The 24,234-nt window shown below is 45.4% G+C and carries 25 protein-coding genes; 1 reads left to right on the top strand and 24 read right to left on the bottom strand.

The genetic code is table 11. The features are described 5' to 3' along the window. Positions 1-211 precede the first annotated feature (211 nt). The 10 genes from PCY11_RS04720 to PCY11_RS04675 all read right to left on the bottom strand — a co-directional run bounded on the left by PCY11_RS04720 (position 212) and on the right by PCY11_RS04675 (position 9,510). Positions 212-835 (bottom strand): V-type ATP synthase subunit D, encoded by a 624-nt coding sequence (locus PCY11_RS04720; RefSeq protein ID WP_003002380.1) that lies wholly within the window; start codon positions 833-835, stop codon positions 212-214. Between the two features lie 3 nt (positions 836-838). Then, complete coding sequence (locus tag PCY11_RS04715) at positions 839-2,224, bottom strand: V-type ATP synthase subunit B (RefSeq protein ID WP_155169852.1); 1,386 nt, start codon at positions 2,222-2,224, stop codon at positions 839-841. Next, the gene (locus PCY11_RS04710) at positions 2,211-4,001 is read right to left on the bottom strand and encodes a V-type ATP synthase subunit A (protein ID WP_301362542.1); all 1,791 of its coding nucleotides are present in this window, start codon (positions 3,999-4,001) and stop codon (positions 2,211-2,213) included. Before PCY11_RS04710 ends, PCY11_RS04715 begins: the two co-directional genes overlap by 14 nt. A 33-nt stretch (positions 4,002-4,034) precedes the next feature. Further along, the gene (locus tag PCY11_RS04705) at positions 4,035-4,739 is read right to left on the bottom strand and encodes a GNAT family N-acetyltransferase (RefSeq protein WP_301362541.1); all 705 of its coding nucleotides are present in this window, start codon (positions 4,737-4,739) and stop codon (positions 4,035-4,037) included. Further along, a complete protein-coding gene (locus tag PCY11_RS04700; protein WP_031572747.1) occupies positions 4,736-5,056 on the bottom strand; it encodes a V-type ATP synthase subunit F in 321 nt (106 codons plus the stop codon). The genes PCY11_RS04705 and PCY11_RS04700 overlap by 4 nt, the downstream gene beginning before the upstream one ends. Beyond that, complete coding sequence (locus tag PCY11_RS04695) at positions 5,037-6,056, bottom strand: V-type ATPase subunit (protein ID WP_301362540.1); 1,020 nt, start codon at positions 6,054-6,056, stop codon at positions 5,037-5,039. Before PCY11_RS04695 ends, PCY11_RS04700 begins: the two co-directional genes overlap by 20 nt. A 9-nt stretch (positions 6,057-6,065) precedes the next feature. Continuing rightward, entirely contained in the window at positions 6,066-6,656 is a 591-nt protein-coding gene (locus tag PCY11_RS04690) for an ATP synthase subunit E (protein WP_031572754.1), read from the bottom strand. A 69-nt stretch (positions 6,657-6,725) separates the two neighbouring features. Further along, positions 6,726-7,205, bottom strand: coding sequence for a V-type ATP synthase subunit K (locus tag PCY11_RS04685; protein ID WP_003009435.1), 480 nt, complete (start codon positions 7,203-7,205; stop codon positions 6,726-6,728). 30 nt (positions 7,206-7,235) lie between these two features. After that, positions 7,236-9,197: a V-type ATP synthase subunit I gene (locus PCY11_RS04680; RefSeq protein WP_301362539.1), complete on the bottom strand. Its 1,962-nt coding sequence runs from the start codon at positions 9,195-9,197 to the stop codon at positions 7,236-7,238. Beyond that, entirely contained in the window at positions 9,187-9,510 is a 324-nt protein-coding gene (locus PCY11_RS04675; RefSeq protein WP_024055125.1) for a hypothetical protein, read from the bottom strand. The genes PCY11_RS04680 and PCY11_RS04675 overlap by 11 nt, the downstream gene beginning before the upstream one ends. Before the next feature lie 293 nt (positions 9,511-9,803). Between PCY11_RS04675 and PCY11_RS04670 the strand changes: the two genes are divergently transcribed. Then, positions 9,804-10,643, top strand: a complete 840-nt coding sequence (locus PCY11_RS04670; protein WP_118228641.1) for a MurR/RpiR family transcriptional regulator — start codon at positions 9,804-9,806, stop codon at positions 10,641-10,643. Between the two features lie 44 nt (positions 10,644-10,687). Here the strand turns inward: PCY11_RS04670 and PCY11_RS04665 are convergent, their stop codons facing one another. The 14 genes from PCY11_RS04665 to adhE all read right to left on the bottom strand — a co-directional run bounded on the left by PCY11_RS04665 (position 10,688) and on the right by adhE (position 23,845). After that, positions 10,688-11,575, bottom strand: coding sequence for an ROK family protein (locus tag PCY11_RS04665; protein ID WP_003009424.1), 888 nt, complete (start codon positions 11,573-11,575; stop codon positions 10,688-10,690). A gap of 15 nt (positions 11,576-11,590) precedes the next feature. Further along, entirely contained in the window at positions 11,591-12,508 is a 918-nt protein-coding gene (locus PCY11_RS04660; protein ID WP_037608222.1) for a dihydrodipicolinate synthase family protein, read from the bottom strand. A 31-nt stretch (positions 12,509-12,539) separates the two neighbouring features. Beyond that, the gene (locus PCY11_RS04655) at positions 12,540-13,187 is read right to left on the bottom strand and encodes a YesL family protein (RefSeq protein WP_070666680.1); all 648 of its coding nucleotides are present in this window, start codon (positions 13,185-13,187) and stop codon (positions 12,540-12,542) included. 21 nt (positions 13,188-13,208) lie between these two features. Beyond that, entirely contained in the window at positions 13,209-13,661 is a 453-nt protein-coding gene (locus PCY11_RS04650) for a YhcH/YjgK/YiaL family protein (protein ID WP_070666678.1), read from the bottom strand. Positions 13,662-13,735: 74 nt separating this feature from the next. Further along, positions 13,736-14,575 (bottom strand): carbohydrate ABC transporter permease, encoded by an 840-nt coding sequence (locus PCY11_RS04645; protein WP_003002334.1) that lies wholly within the window; start codon positions 14,573-14,575, stop codon positions 13,736-13,738. 15 nt (positions 14,576-14,590) lie between these two features. Beyond that, positions 14,591-15,478 carry a carbohydrate ABC transporter permease gene (locus tag PCY11_RS04640; protein ID WP_003009412.1) on the bottom strand — a complete coding sequence of 296 codons (888 nt, stop codon included), beginning with the start codon at positions 15,476-15,478 and terminating at the stop codon, positions 14,591-14,593. Between the two features lie 182 nt (positions 15,479-15,660). After that, on the bottom strand, positions 15,661-16,977 hold the full coding sequence (locus tag PCY11_RS04635) for an extracellular solute-binding protein (protein ID WP_301362538.1): 1,317 nt from the start codon (positions 16,975-16,977) through the stop codon (positions 15,661-15,663). A gap of 138 nt (positions 16,978-17,115) precedes the next feature. Then, positions 17,116-17,814 (bottom strand): N-acetylmannosamine-6-phosphate 2-epimerase, encoded by a 699-nt coding sequence (locus tag PCY11_RS04630; protein ID WP_003015341.1) that lies wholly within the window; start codon positions 17,812-17,814, stop codon positions 17,116-17,118. Between the two features lie 170 nt (positions 17,815-17,984). Beyond that, a complete protein-coding gene (locus tag PCY11_RS04625; protein WP_247926431.1) occupies positions 17,985-18,371 on the bottom strand; it encodes an ABC transporter permease in 387 nt (128 codons plus the stop codon). Between the two features lie 158 nt (positions 18,372-18,529). Then, positions 18,530-19,582 (bottom strand): zinc-dependent alcohol dehydrogenase family protein, encoded by a 1,053-nt coding sequence (locus PCY11_RS04620; protein ID WP_247913814.1) that lies wholly within the window; start codon positions 19,580-19,582, stop codon positions 18,530-18,532. 160 nt (positions 19,583-19,742) lie between these two features. Next, complete coding sequence (locus PCY11_RS04615) at positions 19,743-20,066, bottom strand: hypothetical protein (RefSeq protein ID WP_003009394.1); 324 nt, start codon at positions 20,064-20,066, stop codon at positions 19,743-19,745. Continuing rightward, the gene (locus tag PCY11_RS04610) at positions 20,066-20,371 is read right to left on the bottom strand and encodes a hypothetical protein (protein ID WP_003002376.1); all 306 of its coding nucleotides are present in this window, start codon (positions 20,369-20,371) and stop codon (positions 20,066-20,068) included. The genes PCY11_RS04615 and PCY11_RS04610 overlap by 1 nt, the downstream gene beginning before the upstream one ends. A gap of 13 nt (positions 20,372-20,384) precedes the next feature. Further along, the gene (locus PCY11_RS04605; protein WP_301362537.1) at positions 20,385-20,942 is read right to left on the bottom strand and encodes a hypothetical protein; all 558 of its coding nucleotides are present in this window, start codon (positions 20,940-20,942) and stop codon (positions 20,385-20,387) included. Positions 20,943-21,193: 251 nt separating this feature from the next. Next, positions 21,194-23,845, bottom strand: coding sequence for a bifunctional acetaldehyde-CoA/alcohol dehydrogenase (adhE, locus tag PCY11_RS04600; RefSeq protein WP_070464599.1), 2,652 nt, complete (start codon positions 23,843-23,845; stop codon positions 21,194-21,196). Positions 23,846-24,234 lie beyond the last annotated feature (389 nt).

Genomic DNA, 24,234 nt, shown 5'->3' with positions numbered 1-24,234 from the left:
TATCTTTTTTAAGTCATTAAGGCTGGGTGAAAAACGCAAACTGTAATAGTACTAACTTCAAAGGCACAGTAGCTGATTGGATTTTTCTCTTGCTTTAAGAGCTCGGAAAAATCCTAATCAGCCTTGTGGGGGCAGGACAACGAAGCATTCTATACAACAGTGCTTCTGTCCTGCTCCCTATTTTCACTTTGCATTTTACGGGCTTTGTATCTTATTTGACCTTCATGATTCTGACGAGGTTGGCGCGTTCGGCTTCTTCGAGTTTCATTTCGATATAATAGATAGTCTCTTTGAGGTCTGGGATGGTCGCATACTCGAGTCCATTCACCCGACGGCGGGTTTTCTCGATTTCATCTGCCATGAGTTGGCAGCTTTTTTCAATTTCCGCTAACTTAAGCAAATCTGGGAGTAGATCCCCCATTTCTTGAATGGTGCTGTCCATTTGACTGTTGGAGGCGAGGTAGCTATAAACCACGTCCCCTTCATCATCTCCGTATGGATTATCGATTCGGGCATGGAGCTTGGGCACGCGCACACTCATGACATTTTCTTCCTCGATATGGAGCATCACTTCTCGAGTGGGAACGGCAAAGATTTCTTCTACCATAAGGTCACTCTCTAAGGACTTGGCCATCACGAAATCTTGCATATTGCCCACCAGCGCTGCCTCCACCTTTTGGCGCAGGCGATTATTCTCACGCACAGCTTCAATAAAGCGACGCATGAGTTCATCCCGCTTATCCTTGAGCAACTTGTGCCCCCGGGTTGCTGTCTTGAGGCGCTCTTTGAGAATATTAAGCTCCATCCGAGTTGGTTTTACATTTAATCGTGCCATAGGCTAATCCTCTTTGTTTGGCAGATACTTGTCAATCATCTCATCCTTGATCCGTTTAAGCTCTGTTCTTGGAAGGATGGATAAGAGTTCCCAACCGAGATCCAAACTTTCCTCAATCGTCCGATTGGTAGTGAAACCTTGATTGATGTATTCTTGCTCAAAGCGGTCCGTAAATTTAACATAGAGCTTGTCCGTATCTGACAAGGCAGATTCCCCAAGCACTACGGCCAGTTCTTTGGCTTGTTTTCCTTGAGCGTAAGCCGCAAAGAGCTGGTTCATAGTCGCCGCATGGTCTTCCCGAGTCTTGCCTTCACCAGAACCCTTGTCCTTCAAACGAGAAAGGGATGGAAGAACATTGATCGGTGGGCGGTAACCACTATTGTAGAGATCGCGGGACAGAATAATCTGTCCTTCGGTGATGTAGCCTGTCAAGTCAGGGATGGGGTGGGTGATGTCATCTTCTGGCATAGAGAGGATCGGAATTTGGGTCACAGATCCTTTCTTTCCAACCAAGCGTCCTGCACGTTCGTAGAGGGTTGAGAGGTTAGTATAAAGGTAACCTGGATAGCCCCGACGACCTGGAACTTCCCGGCGGGCAGCAGATACTTCCCGAAGGGCTTCACAGTAGTTGGTCATATCGGTCATAATAACCAAGACGTGCATGTCTTTTTCATAGGCCAAATATTCGGCAGCTGTCAAGGCGATCCGAGGAGTGGCAATCCGCTCGATAGCGGGGTCATTAGCTAAGTTGATAAAGAGGACCGAGCGGTCAATGGCACCTGTCTCCCGAAGGTCGTTCATAAAGAACTCGGCTTCTTCAAAGGTAATCCCCATGGCCGCAAAGACCACGGCGAAGTTTTCTTCAGAATTAAGAACCGTCGCTTGACGAGCAATCTGAGCCGCCAACTCCTTGTGAGGAAGACCAGAACCTGAGAATACTGGGAGTTTTTGGCCCCGAACCAAGGTATTCAAATGGTCAATGGCTGAGATTCCTGTCTGGATAAATTCATCCGGATAGTCCCGCGAAACAGGGTTAATGGCTTGTCCATCAATGTCCAAGTACTTCTCTGGGATAATCTCTGGACCGCCATCAATGGGTTTCCCCATCCCGCTAAAGATGCGTCCGACCATGTCTTCAGACACAGGAAGTTCTAGGGGACGTCCGGTAAAGCGGACTTTGGCTTTCTCCAAGTTGATCCCGCTAGATCCTTCAAAGAGCTGGACCATGGCCTTGTCTTCTTGGACTTCGAGGACTTGTCCTTGGCGGGTCGTTCCGTCATGAAGCTTGATTTCTACCAGTTCATTGTAGTGAACCCCTTCGACCTGATCGACAATCATCAAGGGGCCAACAACTTCGCTGACAGTACGGTATTCTTTAATCACGCTCATTGTCTACTCCTCCTTTTGCGACGATTTGGTGTAGGGTTTCTACGATTTCTTCTTTCAGGGCTTGGATGGTTGCCAACTGATCCTCATGGATGAACTTGCTACGGGCAATGCGGTCCCGAAGAGCCACGGTTCCTTCCATGATTTCTGTGAAGTAAGCCCCTAATTCCAACGCTTTTTGACTTTCTTGGTCAAAGGTTAAAATGTTGGTCAACAAGGCCACCTGCTTGCTGAAAGAGGTATAGGTATCGACCTCATCAAAGGCGTTTTGTTGCAGGTAGTCTTCACGGATCATCTTAGCCGCATTCATGGTCAAGCGGTCTTTTTCAGACAAGGAATCTAGACCAACCAAGCGGACGATTTCTTGCAATTCACTTTCCTTTTGAAGCAAATTCATAGCGCGGGTCACTTTTTCAGACCAGCTGATTTGTTCATGTAGATCGATATAGCGACCGACTTCATCTTGGTAAAGTGAATAAGAACTCAACCAGTTGATGGCTGGGAAGTGGCGGCGTTGCGCCAACTGAGCATCTAGTCCCCAGAAGACCTTGACGATCCGCAGGGTATTTTGGGTCACCGGCTCTGAAATGTCTCCACCTGGAGGGGAAACGGCACCGATGGCGGTAATCGAACCTTCACGCGCAGCGGTTCCAAGTGTCTTAACCCGACCTGCACGCTCGTAATATTCAGCAATCCGGCTACCAAGATAGGCTGGGTATCCTTCATCCCCTGGCATTTCTTCTAGACGACCAGACATTTCACGGAGAGCTTCTGCCCAACGCGAAGTAGAGTCCGCCATGATGGCAACGGAATAGCCCATATCACGGAAGTATTCGGCAATAGTAATCCCTGTGTAAATGGAAGCTTCCCGCGCCGCCACCGGCATGTTCGAAGTATTAGCGATCAAAACGGTCCGTTGCATGATGGATTGACCGGTCGTCGGATCGATCAATTCTGGAAATTCATTCAGAACGTCCGTCATTTCGTTTCCACGTTCCCCACAACCAACGTAAATTACGATGTCTACATTGGCAAACTTGGCCACCTGGTGTTGCACAACTGTTTTCCCAGCTCCGAAAGGACCCGGAACAGCTGCAGCTCCACCCTTAGTCACAGGGAAGAAGGTATCGATAACCCGTTGACCGGTGACCAAAGGCTCTACTGGAATCAGTTTTTGTGCAAAGGGACGGCCTCGACGAACGGGCCATTTTTGCATCAGGGTCCCAGTAAAGAGGCTACCATCTGCCTGCTCGATCTCATAGACCGGCTCTTCCACTGTGTAAGAACCTGCTGCGATCTTGGTCACACGTCCACTGACACCAAAGGGTACCATGATGCGGTGTTCCACCATATTGGTCTCTTGAACGGTACCGACGATGTCTCCAGCGACCACTTCTGTCCCTTCTGTCACACTTGGTTCGAAGGCCCATTTGGTGTCCCGATCTAGATTTGGAACTTGCACCCCACGAACCAAAAAGTCACTGGCAGTCACTTCTTGGAAGCGTTCCAAGGGGCGTTGGATCCCGTCAAACATCTGAGAGATCAAACCTGGTCCCAATTCAACAGAAAGGGGAGCTCCGGTTGTTACCACTGGTTCTCCTGGACCGACTCCAGACGTTTCTTCATATACTTGGATAGAGGCTTCGTCACGCCGCATCTCAATAATTTCGCCAATCAAACCAAGATCGCCGACCCGGCAAATATCTTGAATATTGGCCTCCTGCATCCCTGATGCAACCACCAAGGGACCGGAAACTTTGATAATTTTTCCTTGAGTCATGTATTCCTCCTGGGAATCCTTTGTTTCTTTGTTTTACTTTTGTGCTATCTCTCTTAGAGCTTGCTTTTGTTGGCCATTAGCATCGAAATTGCTTGGATCCAACCAAGCTTCTAGCCGCTGTTTGATAGCTGGCCATTCTTGGTCAATGATGGACAACCAGTCTGTATCGCGGGTACGACCTTTATAAACAACAGCCTGACGGAAACAGCCTTCATAGGTGAATCCTAAGCGCTCAGCTGCTTTGCGAGAAGCTTGGTTTAAGGCATCGCATTTCCACTCATAACGGCGGTAGCCTAAATCTTCAAACACGTAGCGCGCTAACAGATACTGGGCTTCCGTAGCCATGCGTGTCTTTTGGAGTGCTGGTGAGTAGGTCACTGCTCCGACTTCGATCACCCGGTTGGCTTGATCGATCCGCATGAGAGAGAATGTCCCCAAAGCCTTGCCTGAATCTTTGTCTACAATCGCATAGTAAAAGCGACCTTGGGCTGTCATGAGGTCATCTAATAAGCGGTCCCACTCCTCTTCATTGCGGGCAGGACCTTTAAACAGAAAGGTCCACATAGCTGCTGGAGAGTCCGGCCCGTAAACCTGATAAAGATCCGCCCCATGTTTTTCTTTTGAGAGGCGCTCGATCACGGTATAGCGACCTTCGATCCTCTCAATAGCTGGCAAGCGCCCCGGTGTAAACTCCGGCAGTGCATCCCCAATCGCTTGACCAAATTCATTTGTTCTCATAAAATATCCTGTCCTACTGCTTTTTCGACATTATCACGAATCCGCTGTTGGCCCAGTCCTGTAGTCCCTCTATGGGTCGGGATAAGGATCAAAGCCGGTGTCAGCTGCTGGTCGTAAAAAGCCACTGTTTCTGGAATGGCCTGAGCAATATCCTCTGTCAGGTAGATAATCCCGAAGTTTTCCCGACTGAGTTTTCGCAAGGTATTGATCGCTTCTTGCGGCTCTGTGACCGGATAGGTTTGAAAGCCAATCAGGCGAAAAGGAAGGATGGCGTCCCGATTGCCCACAACGGCGATCTTATAGGTCTGTTTGTCCATAAATCGGTCTCATCCTTTCTTTAATTTCTGCTAGCGGAAAACCATTGTCCAAACCAGAGAGGACCAAACGAAGGTTGGTCACCTCTAACTCTTTTCCGTAAAGATAACGAACAAGAGGGAGTGGTCCATCGACTTCAAAACGGCCAGCGTCTAGAAGACTGAATTTCACCAAACTCTCTAAATACTCCAACTCTACGGTCTTTAGTTGACCGGTGCGCATCTTTTCTTCATAAGTCTCTAAGGCGAGATCGTACTCCAGCGGATTAACTTGATAAAACCAGGTCAACCACTGGCCGGATTCTAGCAGGTCGATCACCTGATGGGCACTGAGGCTCCCTTCATCTGAGAGTAATTGGTGCATAAAGCTATGCGGTTTTTGCTGATCCAAGGCCCGCTTAACTGTAATCGCATTGTAAAAGTCAATGGTCACGTCCACCAACTGCTTCAAAATCGGATGATCTAGGCTGTCTCCTAAGTATCTCAGGTGTTTAAAATAAGCTAAGTCCATCCCGATTTCGAGGACCCGCAAGTCCTGATAGTCTTGGAATTCTTGCCAAGTTGCAGCCACTTCTTCCGCCATAAAGGCTGGACAATGCTCCGCAGAAAAGGTCGCCACCAAATGTTCGAGCACATCAAGAGAATAAGGTCCGATAGGGATCAATAAATGTCCCAACTTGCGCTCTGTAGCCTTGTTTTTCAGATATACCTTGAGATTGTGATAGGTGTACTTCAAGGTGAAGAGGCTAACCAGGTCTGACTGGGGGGTTACCTCAAAAGCCCATTGGTATTCCGCCAACAAGGCTGCCATCAGGCGCTCTTCAAGGGCTGCTAAATCCTTGATCTCGTGGCTGTCTAAAGCATAAGGTGTCCCTTGTAGCAAGCCTTCTCGGCTCTCACTAGAGGGACTTGCAAGCAACTGCTCGAACTGACTGGGACTGACAAAACTAGCCTCACGTACGCTGATTCCTGTATTAACTTGAGAATAGGTCCGTTCGCTCATTGCAACCTCCTAGTTCTCTTCGTCGGTGAAAATGCTGGCTGCCATCTGGTAGCTTTCTTGCTCCCAAATGGAATCCACCAAATCACGGTAGAGATAGTTGTCATCAATCTTCCCAACCGACAAGACAAAGCCTGCCTGAGCTGGGATCGTCGCATCCGCAACTGTCACATTCTGATGAGTCTGCTTCCATCTATCGAGAGCTGCTGGATCAAATTTGCTAGCGCTCACCGCCCCAAAGGTCAGGGTCACAACTTGTCCCTGATAGCGATCTAAGACTGCATCTACAAACTGCATTTCCTTGTCAAGGGGCCAAGCCACCATCGCTTCGTAAGCATCTGCAAAGAGATCCTTTAAGACTCGTTGTTTGGTGACAAGGGTTGATTGGCGTTTTTTATTTTCGATTTGTTGGGTTTCACGTTGCAATTGACGTTGAATCCGCTTGAGCTGCTCGGAGCGTTGATTGAGTTTCTCTTGGATCAACCGCTCTTCTTGCGCAGTCTCTTCTTTTAGGATGGTTTCCTTGGTCTCTTCTAAGAGTTTACGCCCTTTTTCGTGGGCTTGGGCCAAGATCGAATCCTTTAATTGGGTTTGTTCATCCATATCGTTTTTCTCCTATTGCATGCGTCTTGTGTTTTTCACCTCGCGAGGCGAATTCATCAAAGCTAGCTCTTAGCCGACGCGTAGGGTCAATAGGAAGGACACAACGAAGGCCAAGATGGCATAGGTTTCAACCATGGCCGCAAGGATAACCCCTTTCATCATGTCTTCAGGACGTTTTGCCAAGATTTGCATCCCTGCTGTCGCAACATTTCCTTGGTGTTTGGCTGAGAAATAACCAACGATCGCAACTGGAAGAGCTGTAAAGAAGTAAGCAACCCCTGTTTCAAGTGGCATATCTGGCTTAATTTGCAACCAGATCAAGATCCCGATAACGAAACCGTACAAACCTTGTGTACCTGGCAACAATTGCAAAATCAAGGCTTGGGCAAATTTTTCAGGTTGTTCTTTCAAGAGCGCTGCTGCTGCTTGACCCGTTTTACCAACCCCAAGGGCAGATCCCATTCCACTAAGTGCAACGGCGATCGCCACACCAAATGCTGCAAAGAAGGCGCCCCCATGGGCTGAAAAATATGATGCTAAAGATTCCATGAATATACTCCTATTTATTAAAGATAATACTTATTTTTTTGTTTTAATATAGCGTTCAGAAGGTTTGAGAGGACGAAATGGCTTGCCTCCTCCTTCGTAGAACTTACCGAAGAACTCCACAAAGATCAAACGGGCTCCATGCACATATCCTGACAAGAAGGACAGGAACATATTAATGGCATGTAGGACGATAAAGAGCACAAGCCCTACCGTAAACCGTCCAAGCGGTGGGAAGAGATTGACAATGAGGTTGAAGGCCGAACCGATACTCGCTCCAGACAAGCCCAAGGCCATCAAACGGGTGAAGCTGACCAAGTCTCCGACATAGCCACTAACATTGTAGAGGTTAAAGAGACCAGACGCTAAACCGGATAGCTTCTTGGCACTGACAATGGAAACAATCAAGATCCCAATGGCATTCAAAATAGCCAGCCACTTGCCGATCGGAACTAGCAGGCTCATCCCTGGCAAGATATTGCCTACTGCTAGAAGCATTAAACCAAGTAGGATCAAGACCCAAGCAAAGCCCGCATTATAGGCTTCCGTGTAGTCTTTGAGGCGAACATTTTTCATTCCTCCTAGGAAGAGGCCCACTAAGACGGTGATAAAACCAAAGACCACTGAGAGGATCAGGATGGTCATGGCGTTGCTGGTCGTACTGATCAGGGCAAAAGGCATCTCAAATCCAAAGAAAGAGCCATAGACCACACCCCAAAGGGCCACTGAAATTCCAAGGAGGCTGAAGAAACGAAGGTTCTTGGCTGTACTAGGCTTGAGCTTAAAGGCTTTAAGGGCAAACCCTGTCGCTACCGTTAGCAACAGTCCATAACCGATATCTGCGACCATCATGCCAAAGAAAACAAAGTAGAAGAGAGAAACGATCGGTGTCGGATCTTTCTCGTAATACTTAGGCAGGGCGTACATCTCTGTGACTAATTCAAAAGGTTCTACCAAGGCATTATTTCGCAACTGGATCGGAACGTCATCCCAATCTTTTTCCGTCACATCGCGTGTCTCTAGTAAGACTCGAGAACCAAAACCTTCTTGCAAGAAGTCTCGCAATGAGGCTACTTGGGATGTTTCAATCCAACCCTCTAGGGCTACCAAGCTTTGCGTGCTGGCAAGAAGCGACTTAGCTTCCTCACGAGCTCCCGAACTCAGCAAGTAATCCATCTGGTACTTAAGCTGGTCCAACTCCTTCTGGGAGTTTTGCAACTCGGCTAGGGTTGCTGCAGCTACAGCTTCTTGCTCTTTGATTTCCCCTTCTAGGCGATCCAAGTAGGCGGCCGGGACCTGCTCTTCTTCATAGTCCAATTCTTTGAACCCATGGTCTTCCAGAAGCTCCTGAACAGCTACACGATCTCCCGATCGATACAAGATGACATAACCGTGTTCGGTTTCAGACGTAAAGACTTCTTCTAACTCCAGCTCTGGATGAGCTTTTAAGGAAGAACGAACAGCGTCTGTATCGCTATTTGGAATCGTCCCGATCAAGCCATGCACATAGTGAAAAGTAGCGAGGGCAGCTGGTGTCACCTCTAACGGTCGCCATTTTTCTAAGCGCTCTATCTCTGCCTTTGCATCCGCAATCTTCTGACGAGCCTTGTCTAACACGCGCAATTGGCGTTTCAACTTGGTCAATAGAAGATCCTCATCTCGAATCATCCCGTGGGCCTGCAAGTCATCAAAAGACAAGCTTAAGGGTTCTTCCTTCAGAGCTTGCAGGGCCTTTTTCTCAGGCATATAAGGCTCCAGAGTCTGAATCATTTTTTCAACTTGTTCTTGACGTTTTTGCAGCTCTACCAAAGCTTGACGATTGTCCTCTGTCAAGGGTTGAGACAAGGTATTTGCCTCAAAGGCAGCCTGCCATTCTTCATGCTCACTGAGGTCATAAATCTGGATTTTTGCCTCAGACTGTAGCGCTAGTAGGAGACTGTCCAAGTCATCTTTGGGTAAGATGAGGGACAGTTTTTGCATCTGACTAACGGCCATAGCTTGCTACCACCTTTTCTACAATGGCTTCAACTAGCCCAGCTCGTTTATCGGTCATCGCCTCTTGTACCCTGGCATCATTGCGCGCAACCGTTTCTTCCAGATCTTTCGTTAAACGGACGAGTCTTTCCTGGGCGTTTTTTTCTGCCTCTGTGACCAATTGCTTGGTTTCCTCATCGTAATGCTGTGCCACTGTTGCAAGGCGATCGCGCGAATCCGTTCGGATTTGTTCAACTTGAGCTTCATAGCCTACGATCACGCCCTGAGCAGCTTGCTCGATCTCTTGCATCATCTCGAGTGTTGCATTCGACATCGTCACACCTCCTTATTCAACTATTGTTCTTCCAACAACAGTACAATTATCTTAAATTATACCACAATTCATATCGTTTGTTCAGGCCCAACCGGGAATTTTCAGAAAATTGTGGACAACAAATAAGACCTTAGTTTCAAGTTTGGTAGCGTTCTCTTCTTTTCTCCTATCCTGTTCCTAGTTTCAGTATTTCTTGATTTCTTTTACTTGAATAAAGCGGTTACCCATGTTATAATGTGTAATATATTATAGGAGCATCCTGTTATTTCATCTCGTGAGAAAGGAGGATTGCTGTGAAACAAGATCAAGATTTACGCGCCATTATCGCCAGCCATGAAGCTGAGTTAACAGATATGGAACGCGATATTGCCCAATATTTTTTATCATCCGAAGCACGACAGCACTCCCTGTCCTCTTCTCGTGTAACGGAGTTACTCCATGTTTCAAAGGCAGCTTTAACGCGTTTCTCTCAAAAATGTGGTTTTTCCGGCTATCGGGAGTTTGTCTATCATTTTAACGAAGAAACCAAAAATCAAAAACAGGTGCAAGTGCATGACGAACTCACTCTCAGTGTCTTGCAACGCTACCACCATATCAGTAACGTCACTGAAAGTCTGGTAAAAGATTCTCAATTAGATCGGGTAGCTGAACTAATCGATCAAGTAGACCGAGTCTATTTCTTCGGGATCGGTAGTTCCGGATTAGTCGCTCGAGAAATGAAATTGCGCTTTATGCGATTGGGCGTCGTTTGTGAAGCCCTGACTGATCAAGACGGCTTTGCTTGGACGACCAGTATTCTCGATTCCTCTTGTTTAGTCATCGGTTTCTCATTGTCAGGAGGCACCAACTCCATTACAGATAGTCTCCTGGACGCCAAAGAAAAAGGGGCTAAAACGGTTCTTGTGACCGCTAACCCGGCTGCCATCCACCAAGGATTCACAGAAGTGTTACCGGCCGCACCTCTTCCTAGTAGTACCTATATCGATCGAATCTCTGCTATTTTACCACTCCTCATTGTGGTCGATTTGATCTATGCTCATTTCCTTAATAAAAGCCGAGAACAAAAGGAAATTGTCTTTAATAGCTACTGGGAAAACAAAAAACTTTCTAATCAACGTTCTCGAAAATCTTAATATGGTCTCCCTATTTAAAAAGCAAGTCGCCAGCGCGACTTGTTTTATGTTTCATGTTTTTGTCTAAAGTGGTAGTAGGCCCCCAACATACCCGCAGCGTTTTGATGGTGGGCAAATTCCAAACGGATCTTATCTGCTAGGCTAGGAACCAGTTCGGCACACAGGGCTTGATAGATTTTTGGCTTGAGGATAGCTTCCTGAGCCATAATCCCCCCTCCAAGAACGATGACCTCTGGATTGACCACATAAACGATATTGGCCAGTCCTTTGCCAAGGTAGGTCACCATTCGATCAATTCCAGCCATACAGATCTTATCTCCTTCTGTTGCCTGCTTAAAGATCCGGCGGCCATTCCACTGTTCCACAGGATCACCGTGATGTTCCGCCACATACTCGACCAAAGCCGTCGTTGAAGCTAGATCCTGAAAGGCACCATCTGGCAAATGAAGATAGCCAACCTCACAGGCTGAATTGCTAAAGCCATGAAAGACCTGACCATCGAGCAAGAGGCAACCGCCGATCCCTGTCCCAATCGTCAGGCAAACAGCATTGTTCGATCCTTTTGCATGGCCTGTGGTGACCTCTGCGAGACCGGCACAGTTAACATCATTTTCAATCTCGCAAGGGATCTGAAAGGTCTCTTCGATTTCCTTTTTGAATTGGGTGCCTGCATAGTTGGGAATTTGTGGGCCTGCATAAAAGATTTCTCCTTTATCAGGATCTACCATTCCGGCCGAAGAAATCGCAACCCCTGCCAAGGGATGCTTCTTCAAATAACGGGCTACGATTTCCTTTGTTGTGTTAAGAATGTGAGGTCCTCCTTTTTGGGCCTCCGTTGGCATTTCATGGGTCTCTAGGAGTTGCCCTTTTGCATCGGCTAGACCATACTTGATACTGGTCCCTCCGATATCAATTACAACATATGGATTCATCTAGACCTCCTTTGATTAAAGGAATCTGGCTTTTGTGTCCTGAATGAGTTGAGCAGCACGTTGAATCACTTCTTGATCCGCTTCTACTACTGGCGTCAAAGGGGAGCGAACAGATCCCAAGTCCAAACCTTCATTGATGCGCAAAACCGCTTTGATGACTGCATACATATTGCCATGAGCAGACGTCAAGACTCCGATAATGTCATTGATGGCAAACTGCAGGGCACGCGCAGTCTCCAAGTCTTTCTCAGCAATCAGCTGATTGAGCTTCAAGAAAAGTTCTGGCATCGCACCATAGGTGCCACCGATCCCAGCATGCGCTCCCATGAGACGGCCACCTAAGAATTGTTCATCCGGACCATTAAAGACAATGTGGTCGTCGCCTCCTAAAGAAGCAAAGGTTTGAATGTCCTGAACAGGCATCGAAGAATTTTTCACCCCAATCACCCGTGGATTTTTCAACATTTCCTTGTAAAGGCTCGGTGTCAAAGCGACCCCTGCCAATTGCGGGATATTGTAGATGACAAAGTCTGTATTGGGTGCGGCTGCACTGATTTCATTCCAGTAGTGGGCCACACTGTATTCTGGCAAGCGGAAATAGATCGGTGGAATGGCCGCAATGGCATCCACTCCTAATTCTTCCGCATGTCGTGCCAATTCCACGCTATCCTTGGTGTTGTTGCAGGCTACGTGAGCAATGATGGTCAATTTCCCTTTAGCTACTGCCATCACTTCTTCCAAGATCAGCTTGCGATCGGCCACGCTCTGGTAGATACATTCGCCAGAGGATCCGTTGACATACAAGCCCTGCACACCTTTCGCGATAAAATATTCTACCAGCGCACGTACCCGCTCCGGGCTAATTTCTCCTTGGTCATCATAGCAGGCGTAAAAAGCGGGGATGACTCCTTCATATTTTTTTAAATCTGACATTTTTTCTCCTTTTGTCACTAATAAATTCATTTTATTCTTGGTACTGGGCGAAAATCTTTTCCATTAATCCAACTTGTGCAAAAGCCAAGCTTGAAAAGCCGAACAAGAAAAAGATCATAAGTCCCAATAGGAAAACTAAAACCGAGCTTGCAAGAGCCATACATAGAAGTAAGAGAGCACTTCCCATGACGAAGAACCAAGGAAAATGCAAGCCTGTCACAATCATGGCTTTTTGCAAACACTCTTTCCAATCCAACTGGTAGCGAGCCGCAATCGGATAAGCAGCCAATAAGATCAACATAAGAAAGAGAAAGAGGCCTAAACAAACGGTTTTCAAAGCTTGGAAAGCTAGGGAAGTTTGCCCCCAAAATAAGAATAAATCAAAGAGACAAATACCTGCAACAATCAGTTCTAAACTTCCTAGTTGCAAGCCTATCTTCCAATTGTCCCGAAAAGCCTTCGCATAACTACGAATCACCGGAACTCGACGCTGGTGCTTAATGGCAAATAAGGTCTGATACAAACTAATTTTCGCAATTCCAATCGTGAGAACTGGTAAACAACTTAGCACAAATAAAAGATTAACGGTTACCAAGTCGAGAACCTTCTCACTGATACGCATCACTACATTGTCCGTGTTAAAAACGGTTTTGATCAATCCTGCCCCCTTAGATGACATAGGCACTCCTTTCTAACATGATCAATCGATCGCAATTTTAAATAGATACTTTTTCACAATATCTTCTTGCCCTGCATAGCCATTGGGCTGGTGAGGTTCCCCCGGAAAGAAAATCGCAAAATTATGATAGCCTAGATGAAGCGGATAAGACTCCTGGCAATGGACAAAACCGATGTCCGATACTTCATCAAATGCGAGCGCCTCACCTGTCACACGAGATCCATAACTCGAAAACTCATGCCCTTCTACCAATAAATGCAAATCGGCATATCTTTTGTGGTGTTCAAAGCGATCATTTTCTGCTTTGTTGAGGGTATTTTCTTGAACGACGAGAAAGACCTTATCCCCATCAATATCGTATCTCCCCAATTCAAAAGAATCCTTCCGATGCTCATAGAGAAAGTCAATGGCCTGATCTAGATTGGGGTGGATTCCTTTGTAAAAGGTGATGTTTTTTAAATCATCAAATATCATATTCTCATCCTTTCGATACTTCTCAGCCTAGAAAACCGATCTGTACACAACTATCGTTTGTCCAAGCAGAGGACTTATCCTTTGACCGCTCCCATGGTAATCCCTTGTGTAAAGGATTTTTGGAACACGAGGAAGACCGTAACGATTGGCACTGCAGCTAGGGCTGCCCCAGCCATGATCAAGCCATAGTTGGTGGCCATTTCAGCCTGCATGGTTGCTACCCCTAGTGAAATAGTCAAGTTTTGACGAGAGGTCAGCATTACCAATTGCATAAAGTAGTCGTTCCAGGTGTTGATAAAGGTAAAGATGGCAAGGGCTGCAAATCCCGGCTTGACAATTGGGAAGGCAACGCTCCAGAAAGTCCGCAACTCTCCACAACCATCGATCTTAGCAGATTCTAAGAGTTCTGTTGGGATGTTTTCACTAAATTGCTTCATCAAGAAGACCCCGAATGGCCATCCAACCAATGGTAGAATAACCGCTGCAAGGGTATCATGAATCCCCATAAAGTTGATAATCCGTACCAATGGAACTAAGACAACTTGTTTCGGAAGGGCCATGGCTGCAATGAAGATAGCAAAGAGAATTCGTTGCCCATAGAAGCGTTTCTTAGCCAAGACATAACCTGCCAAGGAAGAGGTCATACACACCAAAAGCATGGTTGCAAGGGAGATGAAGACACTATTCCACAACCATTGTAGGGCTGGGTTTTGTACCATCAACTGTTGGAAGTTTTCCATGGTTGGTGTCTTTGGCCACCACTGAGGTGGGATCATAATGGTATCTGGCTGAGACTTAAAGGCCCCTGTCAAAATCCAATAAAATGGGAAAATGAACAAGACTGTCAAAAGGAGCAAAATGATCGTTGAAATCACTGTAAAGGCAGTGATGGGTTTCTTTTGTGTTGGTTTCATCTGAGGCTCCTTTCTTTAGTATTCTACGTCGTTTCCGAGGATCTTGAATTGCGCAAAACTGATAATGGCAATCATCACCGCAAGGAAGACACCCATGGTGTTGGCATAACCGTATTCAGAGAGTTTAAAGGCTTTTTCATAGAGGTAGTACATAAGGGTACTCGTTGAGTAGTTCGGACCACCGGATGTCAACAATTGGATCAAGGCGAAACATTGGAAAGAGTTAATGGTCGTAATGATCGCAATGTACAAGGTTGTTGGCAATAGACTTGGCCATTTGATTTTCCAGAAAACTTGAAATTCTGTCGCACCATCCACACGCGCGGCTTCTACAAGTGAATTGTCAATATTTCCCATGGCCGCAATGTAGAGGATGATCGGTTGACCAACTGAAGTGGTCAACAAAATAATGATGATGGCCATCAAAGCCCAGTGTTTGTCCCCCAACCAAGAAATGTTTTGGTTGATGACATGTCCAGATTTCAATACAAAGTTCAAAATCCCTGATAGCGGATCATAGATCCATTTCCACACAACCGTTACCGCTACACTCCCTGTAACAACAGGAAGGAAGAAGACGAAACGGTAGAAAGAACGCGCAATGGCATTTTGATGGTAGGTCTGAGAAGCCACAAACAAGGAGAACAATACCACGATCGGAACGGATCCGATAACGATAATAACGGTATTGATCAAGGACTTGACAAAGACCTTATCCGCAAACATGCGGGAATAATTTTCTAAGCCGACAAACTTAAAGGATGTCATAGAATAGTTGAAGAAACTTGTCACAAAGCCCATGATCATGGGGGCTAGGACAAAGACCGTAAAGAAGATTAAAATGGGTGCTAGGAATGCGTAGGAAACGAGCGTCTCCCTCATTCGGATTTTGTTTACCTTCACAGTAAGGCACCTCCTAGTGTTCTTTTTCTATTTTCTTTTCTAAACATATCTTACGACTTAAGAAAAGAAGATCCAGAAAGAATGAAGACCCCTTCGTTCCATTCCAAAAAGAGAGATACGGATTCGAAGGGGCCTGCAAATTCTCGTTTCTATGAAAGACTTAGGTCCGCTTCATAGACTGATTATTTTTTCGTAATGGTTTCGTTTGCTTTTTCAGTAAAGGTCTTCAAAGCTGGTTCTGCTTTTTCATCCCCGTTTGAAACAGATTGCAACATTGGGAACCATAGGGTCCGCATTTCTGCAAAACCGTTGATCGTGTTGTAGTATGGTGAGTAGTATTTTGTCCAAGTGCTGATGGTTTCCATCCGTTTGTCATCGTACAACTTACCAAATGAACTACGAACTGGGAAGGCTCCTGTACGCACAACATCTTTTGGACCCCATTCTTTGTCGTCTGCGATGAACTGTACAAATTTCTTAGCAGCAGCAATTTTCTTTTCATCTTTATTATTGAAGACTGCAAATCCATTGACAAGGTATTCCAATTTTGGCTTGCCTGAGTCAGATGGGAATGGCACTTCTACTACTTCAACCTTACTTGCATCCAACAATTTAGCTTGGATACCGTTTTGTGAAGGTGCCCACAAGATAGTGTAAGAAGTTTGACCATTCGCAAAGTTTTGGATGTCTGCTCCACCATCGAATTGAGAACCATTCATCATCAAGCCGTCATCGATCCATTTAGAAGCTTTTTCCAAACCTTTGACAAATTTTGGATCATCTGTTGTATACTTGGTTACTTTTTCATCAGTAACAGAACCGCCATAAAGGTTGGCAATGAAGGCACGAGTTCCTTGGTCTCCACCTTGACCATTACTGAAGAGTGATCCTGGTGTGTAGCCTTTGTCTTTCAAGGCTTTCAAGACTTTTTCAAAGTCGTCTGTTGTCCAGCCTTCTTTGACAAGATCCAACACGCCTGCATCTTTGAGCATCTTCTTATTCATCGCCATGTAGAATGGTGCTGAACTAATTGGATACATGTAAGCTGTGTCACCTGCCTTGCTGGCTTGAATGATATTTTCATTATTGACATCTTTGACAAAATCTTCGGTAAAGAGATCGTTCAAATCAGCCAATTTTCCATTTTTACCATACTGAATGATCCGTCCAGGTGCATCAAAGAGTACATCCGGAGCAGTTCCTGCTTCAATAGCCGTTGTGATCTTTTCAGGACCTGACTTGAAGTCAATCGTTTCCAAATTCACGTGGATATCTGGATTCGCTTTTTCAAAAGCTGCAATAATTGATTTTTCGTAGGTTCCGACACCATCATCTGCTTTTTCTTGAGTAAAGACTGGGAATGCCCACCAGGTAATTTCTGTTTTACCAGAATTTCCTCCAGAAGATTTTGATTTTGATCCTCCGCCAGAGCCACAGGCTGCGAGTGCTAGAAGAGCTGCACCAGCTACCAACGAGCACAATACTTTTTTCATTTTCATGTGATTTCTCCTCACGATTGCGGTAAGATTACTCTTACAGGGGGTTATCCTCAATGAGGACGCCTATTCTTGTTCATGTTTCAGATTCGACTACTCTCTATTCGGTCTCCTCCTCCTTCAATCTACTGTTTTGTTTTCTCATTTTAAGGCTGCGACGAAGCGCTCTGTAATCTCTTTTGGTCGGGTAATGGCACCACCTACGACGATACCGCGAACCCCGAGATCATGGATTTTCTTGGCCTGATCAGGGTAGTGGATCTTGCCTTCTGCGATGACATCTACTCCTGCTTGGCAGAGACGATGGATCAGTTCAAAATCTGGACCATCAACCTTTGGACTGTAGTCCGTATAGCCCGAAAGGGTCGTTCCGACAAAGTCCACTCCCGCTTCGACAGCTGTCAATCCTTCTTCCAGAGTCGAGATATCAGCCATCAAGAGTTGGTCTGGATATTTCTCTTTGACTTGATGGATAAAGTCACTAATCGAAAGCCCATCATGACGCGGCCGTTTTGTACAATCAAGCGCAATGACCGCGATATCCAAAGCTGCCAACTCATCGACTTCTTTCATAGTAGCCGTGATAAAGGGTTCTTCCGGTGGATAGTCACGCTTGATAATCCCAATGATCGGTAACTTGGTCACTTCCTTTATTTCCTTGATATCCCGGACACTATTGGCTCGGATCCCGACAGCTCCACCCTGCTCAGCCGCTTTGACCAAGAGAGGAATGACTCCTCCTGCTTCTGTATAGAGCGGTTCATGAGGGAGGGCTTGACAAGAAACAATGATGCCGTCTTTGATTTGTTCAATCAGTTCATCTTTTGTAATCTTTGACATAACTCCTTCTCCTTTGATAATAAGGCAACTCGAGTACTTGTAAATTGATTATAATCTATTTTTAAAGCGCTTACAATATTAATCGTGCAATTGGATTATAGTTTCACATTTTAGGGGAAAATAAAAAGATCTCTGAAACTAGTTTCAGAGATCTAGGACATGGTGATTCCTTAGGCCATCTTTTGAGTCGCTTTTTCCTTTACGACAAATACAAAGCCGATAGAGCCGACGACGGCTCCAAGCAAAATCCAATAGACCATATCCGATGAAGCCATTGGGCCTGCCAAGAGACCTGCTAATAAAAAGAGATTGATATACAGTCGGGTATCACGATAAAAGGTCCAATTGAAATGGTAGCTACCTTCTGGATACTGACGTGTCGATACAGCCGGTTGAAAGACCTGAAGAAGGATCAAAATCCCGACAAAAGCAAGATAAGCCAGGCTAGCTACCGAAAGCGGAGCCCGCATCGTCAAAGCTACAGCCGCTAAAAGCAAGACCAAGATCCAGAAATGGAAGTCCATCCAGAATTCACGATGATAACAAAACCGTTTCATAAGATCACACCTTTCTCTTTATGTAATCGTTTTCTGTACTTCTATTATAAGACAACAAATTTATTTTGCAAGGAATCATTGGCTTTTTGGGGTTGAAAATAGGACCAGAATATCTCTGGTCCGTCTAAAAAAACTATGAACAAATATTAGTTGCCACTTCATTCACTGATATCATTTTCGATAATCACCTTGAGAGCATGGTTTTCACCCGCATGTTTAAAGACATCATAGGCCTTTTCGACTTCTGAGAGTTTGAAGTGGTGGGTGATGAGCTTAGTCGCATCGATCTTGCCTGATTTCAAGACATTGAGCAACATTTCAGTGGTATTGGCATTGACAAGACCGGTGTTGAGGGTAATGTTCTTGATCCACAATTCGTCCAAATTGAAGCTAACCGGTTTTCCGTGGACACCGACATTGGCGATGTGTCCACCGACAGAGATGACGTTTTGGCAGACATCAAAAGTAGCAGGATAGCCCACACATTCCATGGAGATATCGACACCGCGGCCTTCGGTCACTTCATTGATAAAGGCCTTGATTTCAGCGATATCGCTGGAGCAGATGGTGTGAGTTGCTCCAAATTTCTTAGCTGCTTCAAGACGAGATTCAGACAAGTCCACCATGATAATCGTAGCTGGTGAGAAGAACTGCACAGTCAAGAGAGCTGCAAGACCGATCGGACCAGCTCCAACGATACAGACATTATCACCTGGTTTTACATGAGATGGAAGCACCCCAATTTCATAAGAGGTTGGGAGAATATCTGAGAGCATAACCAAGGCTTCGTCATCCACCGTTTCAGGCGCATGATAAAGGCTACCATCCGCATGTGGAATGTGGACATACTCTGCTTGGGTTCCGTTGATCAAGTGACCCAAAATCCAACCACCATCTTCACAGTGAGAAGGCAAACTACGTTTACAGTAGTAGCAGGTATTACAAGCTGTGACACAAGAGATGATAACCTTGTCGCCCACCTTGAAGTTATTCACTGCATCGCCGACTTCTTCGACGATCCCGATTCCTTCGTGGCCTAAAATCGTGCCTTCTTTACAAGCCGGAACATCTCCTCCTAGGATGTGAAGGTCTGTCCCACAGATGGTTGTCTTCAAGACACGCACAATGGCATCCGTTGGATTTTTGATCACTGGTTTTGGTTGGTCAATCAGTTGCAGATTGCCTGCAGATACATAAGTTGCAGCTTTCATAAGCGACTCCTTTTTTGTTGGTTTGATAAAACCATTTTATTTTCGTTTCTTTGTGAATATTATAACATACTAAGTAAGCGCTTGCAAGAATTTATGAGCACATTTTTAAAAGTTTTTGAGCAAACAAAAACATTCCTCTTATCTCTACCAGAGGAATGTTTCAATCACCTTGTTCTAATTGTTGACGCTGCTTATAGTACTCTTGCTGCTCGCGCTCACGCTCTTCTTCTAAACGCTCTTCATAGCGCTTGAGTTCTGCCTCAAACTCTTCTTGCAAGGCAAATAAACGCTCCAAGCCACTTTGGGCCTCCGCACTTGGCGCTTGAAAATGAAGGGCACTCAGCCAGTCCACTAAATTTTCTGTATGTTGGCGGACATCCATACGCATATCCGCATAATCCCACTCCAACTCGCTAAGCTTTTGATTGAAGCGGTAATGTCGATCTTCTAGTTGTTCTAATTCACTATTTCCTGAATGGTACATCACATACCTCCTTTAATCGGACTCAATAAAATCGGTTTCTTCACTGATTTCAGTGCTGTTTCTACCGCGTCCGCTGCTCCTCCTGTAAATCCATCTTTCAAATCACTAACTAGGGTCGTTGTAGCAAAAGAGCGCATCTTTTCAGATTGACCGCCCAAGGTTACCTGCAAACTCATCCCTTCCAACATCATCAAGGCTTTTTGCGTTGCAATCAAACTTCTGATCGCAATCCGCTCTTGCTCCTTTTTAATCTCTCGATGGAGCTCCTCAATTCGTTCTCTGTCCTCTCCCAGGATCTCTAACATCTTTTTCTCCTACTTATGAAAAATCAAAGGCCGTCGCTTGTCCCTTGTCCAAGTCCACCAATTGAGCTGAAGCAGCCTCCAGCTGACCTGCCAAATCTGACAAGCGAGTAGAGTAGGCCTTTGCTTGGGCGAGGTTCTCCGCCTCTACCGCTTGGTCCCAACAAGTATCCATGGAGAACTCTCCTAATAGTTGCTCCACTTCTGCGTCTGTTAAAAATTGGGCCATGCTGTGGGCCATTTGAGACACCTCAGCGACCTTATGAGAAACTGTCTCCTTAGCCTCTTCAAGCTTATCCTTGATTTCTGCCTCAAAGACAGTTGCTTGCGCTGAAGCATTCTGCGCTACCGCCAGCACCAATTCCTCCCGCAATTGAATGGTCTGGGTTCCAGATGCGCCTGCCAGTTGCTGATGGAGGCTAGAAATGCTTGGCTTTTCCTGCCCATACATGGAGACCACTGAAGCAGATGATGGCTGATTTTCTGAAGTGGAAGTTTCCCGATCTCGTTGGGGCATTTCAATAATTTTCTGTGCCTGATCTTGTCTTCCTTGCACGTCACCTTCTAACTCCATTTGAGATGGCCTCCTTTCTTGGATTTATTTTTTCGTTTCCTATAACTGAAAAAGGACCATAACCCTTCAGCTACAGGCAGATTCACACACTATAGGGTAACATAAAATAGCTCGGAATGCTATAAAAATAACACAATTTCTGAAAAAAAGTCTAATTTTTTATGAAAAAACGAGTTTTGGACCCAAATAGCAAAAATCCCCCGCTCTTTCGAGTGGGGGTAGCTGATAAACATCAGTTGTTCCTTGGCGTCTTATTTACGACGTCCTGGACGTTCCTTGTAACCATAGTAAGCATCTTCGATGATTTCTTGCATATGGTCTACCATTGGAAGACGTGGGTTAGCTGGTGAACATTGATCTTCATAAGCAAGGAAGGCCAATTCACGAGAATGTTTCTTCCATTCTTTTTCATCGATGCCTTGTGCTTTGAAGTTCATTTCGATACCACAGCGTTCACCGAGTTCGTATACAGCTTTTGCGTAAGCTTCAACGGCTTCTTCTGGAGTAGAGCATGGAAGTCCTAGCATACGAGCGATATCTTGGTATTTTTCATCTGCACGGTAGTAGTTGTACTTAGGCCATGTAGCTGTCTTAGCTGGCCGTGTACCGTTGTAGCGGATAACGTATGGAAGCAAGATGGCATTGGTCCGTCCGTGGATGGTGTGGAATTGCGCACCGATCTTGTGGGCCATTGAGTGAGAAATACCGAGGAAGGCATTGGCGAAGGCCATACCTGCGATGGTTGACGCATTGTGCATCTTTTCGCGTGAATGGAAGTCCGCATTCTTGACTGAGCTTTCCAAGTTTTCAAAGACAAGTTTAATAGCTTGAAGAGCAAGACCATCTGTGAAGTCGCTAGCCATTTGTGATACGTAAGCTTCTGTCGCGTGCGTCAAGACGTCCATACCAGTGTCTGCTGCAACAGATCCTGGAACTGTCAATACCAAGGCAGGGTCTACGATGGCAACTGTTGGAGTCAATGAGTAGTCTGCGATTGGGTATTTACGGTTGTTTGCTTTATCAGAGATAACGGCAAATGGAGTTACTTCAGATCCTGTACCAGATGTTGTTGGGATCGCAATAAATTTAGTCTTCTTACCAAGCAATGGGAACTTGAAGGCACGTTTACGGATATCCATGAATTTTTGTACCAAGTCACGGAAGTCCACTTCTGGTTGTTCGTAGAAGAGCCACATAACTTTGGCCGCATCCATTGGTGATCCACCACCGAGAGCAATGATCGTATCTGGTTTGAAGGCACGCATGATCTCTGTACCACGTTCAACAGTTGTGATATCTGGATCTGGTTCTACGTCTGCAAAGATTTGGTAAACCACCTTGTTGCGACGAAGGTCAAGCTGTTCGATGATACGATCAAGGAAACCAAGCTCTACCATAGCGTGGTCTGTAACGATCATGACACGTTCAACGTCACGACATTTTTGTAGGTATTCAATTGAATCACGTTCAAAGTATGTTTTTGAAGGAAGTTTCATCCATTGCATGTTATTTCTCCGGCGTCCGACTTTTTTGATATTCAAGAGGTTGATGGCACTAACGTTGTCCCCAACAGAGTTGCGTCCGTAAGAACCACATCCAAGTGTTAATGATGGCAAGAAGGCATTGTAAACATCCCCGATACCACCGAAAGTCGAAGGAGAGTTGCAGATCACACGAATAGCTTTAACTGCTTTACCAAATTCTTTGGTCAATTCTTCATCAGCAGTATGGATGGCTGCTGAGTGACCAAGACCGTTGAATTCAACCATTTGGCGAGCTTTGTTAATTCCGTCTTCACGGCTTTCAGATTTCAAAACAGCGATGACTGGTGACAATTTTTCACGAGTCAACGGTTCTTTTTCACCAACTTCTTTACATTCTGCCGCAAGGATATTGGTTCCTTCTGGTACAGTGAAGCCAGCTTGTTCAGCGATCCATGCTGCTGGTTTCCCAACGATGTCCGCATTCAATTTCGCACCTGCACAGTTCTTGCTGTTGGCTTTTACGCCGAAGCAGAACTCTTCAAGAAGGGCTTTTTCTTTTTTGTTGACAAAGTAAGTGTGGTAAGATTTGAATTCTTCAACAAACTCATCGTAGATTTCTTTATCGATGATGACCGCTTGTTCAGACGCACAGACCATACCGTTGTCAAATGATTTAGACATGACGATATCGTGTGCTGCTTGGCGGATATTGGCTGATTTTTCAACGTAAGCAGGAACGTTTCCGGCACCTACCCCAAGAGCTGGTTTTCCACAAGAATAAGCAGCTTTTACCATGGCGTTACCACCGGTCGCAAGGATGGTCGCAACCCCTTCATGGTTCATCAGGGCACTAGTTGCTTCCATAGAAGGTTGGGTAATCCATTGCACACAGTTCTCAGGTGCTCCAGCTGCAATTGCTGCATCGCGTACGATTCGTGCCGCATGAGCAGATGATTCTTGAGCGGATGGGTGGAAGGCAAAGACGATAGGGTTCCGTGTCTTCAAGGAAATCAATGCTTTAAAGATTGCTGTTGAAGTTGGGTTGGTTGTAGGTGTGATCCCGCAGACAACTCCGACAGGCTCAGCAATAAGGGTCAAACCAGTGACGTCATCTTCTGAAATGACACCAACTGTCTTGGTGTGACGCATGTTATTTACTACGTGTTCACAAGCGAACAAGTTCTTCGTCGCCTTGTCTTCAAAGACTCCACGACCAGTTTCTTCATAAGCATGAAGAGCAAGCTCACCGTGTGCGTCAAGAGCAGCTACAGATGCTTTCGCTACAATGTAGTCCACTTGCTCCTGGTTCAATTTGCGCATTTCTTCAAGCGCAACAAGCGCTTTTTGCACCAACTCGTCTACGTGTTTTTCAGCAGCGAGTTTCTTTTCTTCAGGTGAGAGAGTTTTTTTATCAGCCATTTGATACTTTCCTCCAATGTTTGAAACCCTTATCCTTTTCTAGAACTTTTTCATGTTTTCGGAAATTTTCAAGAATAGTGTAAGAAATTTCGATTTGTTAATTATTTCACAATATAATTGTACTCTATTTTGAGATTTTTGTAAACACTTCCAAGCAACTTTCACAAAGATTTTTTTGAAGTTTGTGAAAGTTTTATCAATTTGATTGCTGCAAAAGCAATTCTTTCGCAAAATTGTGAAAAAATAATTTAAAAAACTTTTTCTTCACAAAGTGATGTTTTCAATTGATTTTTGTAAGCGTTTTCTTAATCTTACTAAAAAAAGCAACTTTTTACAAGTATAAAGTTGCTTTTTGTTTTATTTTGTTAGGATATGTTTTGTTTCAGTTT

Origin of the sequence: Streptococcus sp. SP8 (assembly GCF_030440045.1) — a bacterium.
Classification (GTDB): domain Bacteria; phylum Bacillota; class Bacilli; order Lactobacillales; family Streptococcaceae; genus Streptococcus; species Streptococcus parasanguinis_I.
The sequence above is the reverse complement of the archived record's forward strand: the minus strand, read 5'-3'. Positions and strand labels throughout refer to the sequence as shown.

Excerpts from the sequence above, each read along its gene's own strand:
- PCY11_RS04635 (WP_301362538.1), bottom strand. The coding sequence starts at position 16,977 with ATGAAAATGAAAAAAGTATTGTGCTCGTTGGTAGCTGGTGCAGCTCTT.
- PCY11_RS04720 (WP_003002380.1), bottom strand. The coding sequence starts at position 835 with ATGGCACGATTAAATGTAAAACCAACTCGGATGGAGCTTAATATTCTC.
- PCY11_RS04675 (WP_024055125.1), bottom strand. The coding sequence starts at position 9,510 with ATGTCGAATGCAACACTCGAGATGATGCAAGAGATCGAGCAAGCTGCT.
- PCY11_RS04620 (WP_247913814.1), bottom strand. The coding sequence starts at position 19,582 with ATGAAAGCTGCAACTTATGTATCTGCAGGCAATCTGCAACTGATTGAC.
- PCY11_RS04655 (WP_070666680.1), bottom strand. The coding sequence starts at position 13,187 with ATGTCATCTAAGGGGGCAGGATTGATCAAAACCGTTTTTAACACGGAC.
- PCY11_RS04680 (WP_301362539.1), bottom strand. The coding sequence starts at position 9,197 with ATGGCCGTTAGTCAGATGCAAAAACTGTCCCTCATCTTACCCAAAGAT.
- PCY11_RS04695 (WP_301362540.1), bottom strand. The coding sequence starts at position 6,056 with ATGAGCGAACGGACCTATTCTCAAGTTAATACAGGAATCAGCGTACGT.
- PCY11_RS04630 (WP_003015341.1), bottom strand. The coding sequence starts at position 17,814 with ATGTCAAAGATTACAAAAGATGAACTGATTGAACAAATCAAAGACGGC.
- PCY11_RS04685 (WP_003009435.1), bottom strand. The coding sequence starts at position 7,205 with ATGGAATCTTTAGCATCATATTTTTCAGCCCATGGGGGCGCCTTCTTT.
- PCY11_RS04615 (WP_003009394.1), bottom strand. The coding sequence starts at position 20,066 with ATGTACCATTCAGGAAATAGTGAATTAGAACAACTAGAAGATCGACAT.
- PCY11_RS04665 (WP_003009424.1), bottom strand. The coding sequence starts at position 11,575 with ATGAATCCATATGTTGTAATTGATATCGGAGGGACCAGTATCAAGTAT.
- PCY11_RS04660 (WP_037608222.1), bottom strand. The coding sequence starts at position 12,508 with ATGTCAGATTTAAAAAAATATGAAGGAGTCATCCCCGCTTTTTACGCC.
- PCY11_RS04605 (WP_301362537.1), bottom strand. The coding sequence starts at position 20,942 with ATGGAGTTAGAAGGTGACGTGCAAGGAAGACAAGATCAGGCACAGAAA.
- PCY11_RS04715 (WP_155169852.1), bottom strand. The coding sequence starts at position 2,224 with ATGAGCGTGATTAAAGAATACCGTACTGTCAGCGAAGTTGTTGGCCCC.
- PCY11_RS04705 (WP_301362541.1), bottom strand. The coding sequence starts at position 4,739 with ATGAGAACAAATGAATTTGGTCAAGCGATTGGGGATGCACTGCCGGAG.
- PCY11_RS04650 (WP_070666678.1), bottom strand. The coding sequence starts at position 13,661 with ATGATATTTGATGATTTAAAAAACATCACCTTTTACAAAGGAATCCAC.
- PCY11_RS04700 (WP_031572747.1), bottom strand. The coding sequence starts at position 5,056 with ATGGACAAACAGACCTATAAGATCGCCGTTGTGGGCAATCGGGACGCC.
- PCY11_RS04710 (WP_301362542.1), bottom strand. The coding sequence starts at position 4,001 with ATGACTCAAGGAAAAATTATCAAAGTTTCCGGTCCCTTGGTGGTTGCA.
- PCY11_RS04645 (WP_003002334.1), bottom strand. The coding sequence starts at position 14,575 with ATGAAACCAACACAAAAGAAACCCATCACTGCCTTTACAGTGATTTCA.
- PCY11_RS04690 (WP_031572754.1), bottom strand. The coding sequence starts at position 6,656 with ATGGATGAACAAACCCAATTAAAGGATTCGATCTTGGCCCAAGCCCAC.
- adhE (WP_070464599.1), bottom strand. The coding sequence starts at position 23,845 with ATGGCTGATAAAAAAACTCTCTCACCTGAAGAAAAGAAACTCGCTGCT.
- PCY11_RS04625 (WP_247926431.1), bottom strand. The coding sequence starts at position 18,371 with ATGAAACGGTTTTGTTATCATCGTGAATTCTGGATGGACTTCCATTTC.
- PCY11_RS04610 (WP_003002376.1), bottom strand. The coding sequence starts at position 20,371 with ATGTTAGAGATCCTGGGAGAGGACAGAGAACGAATTGAGGAGCTCCAT.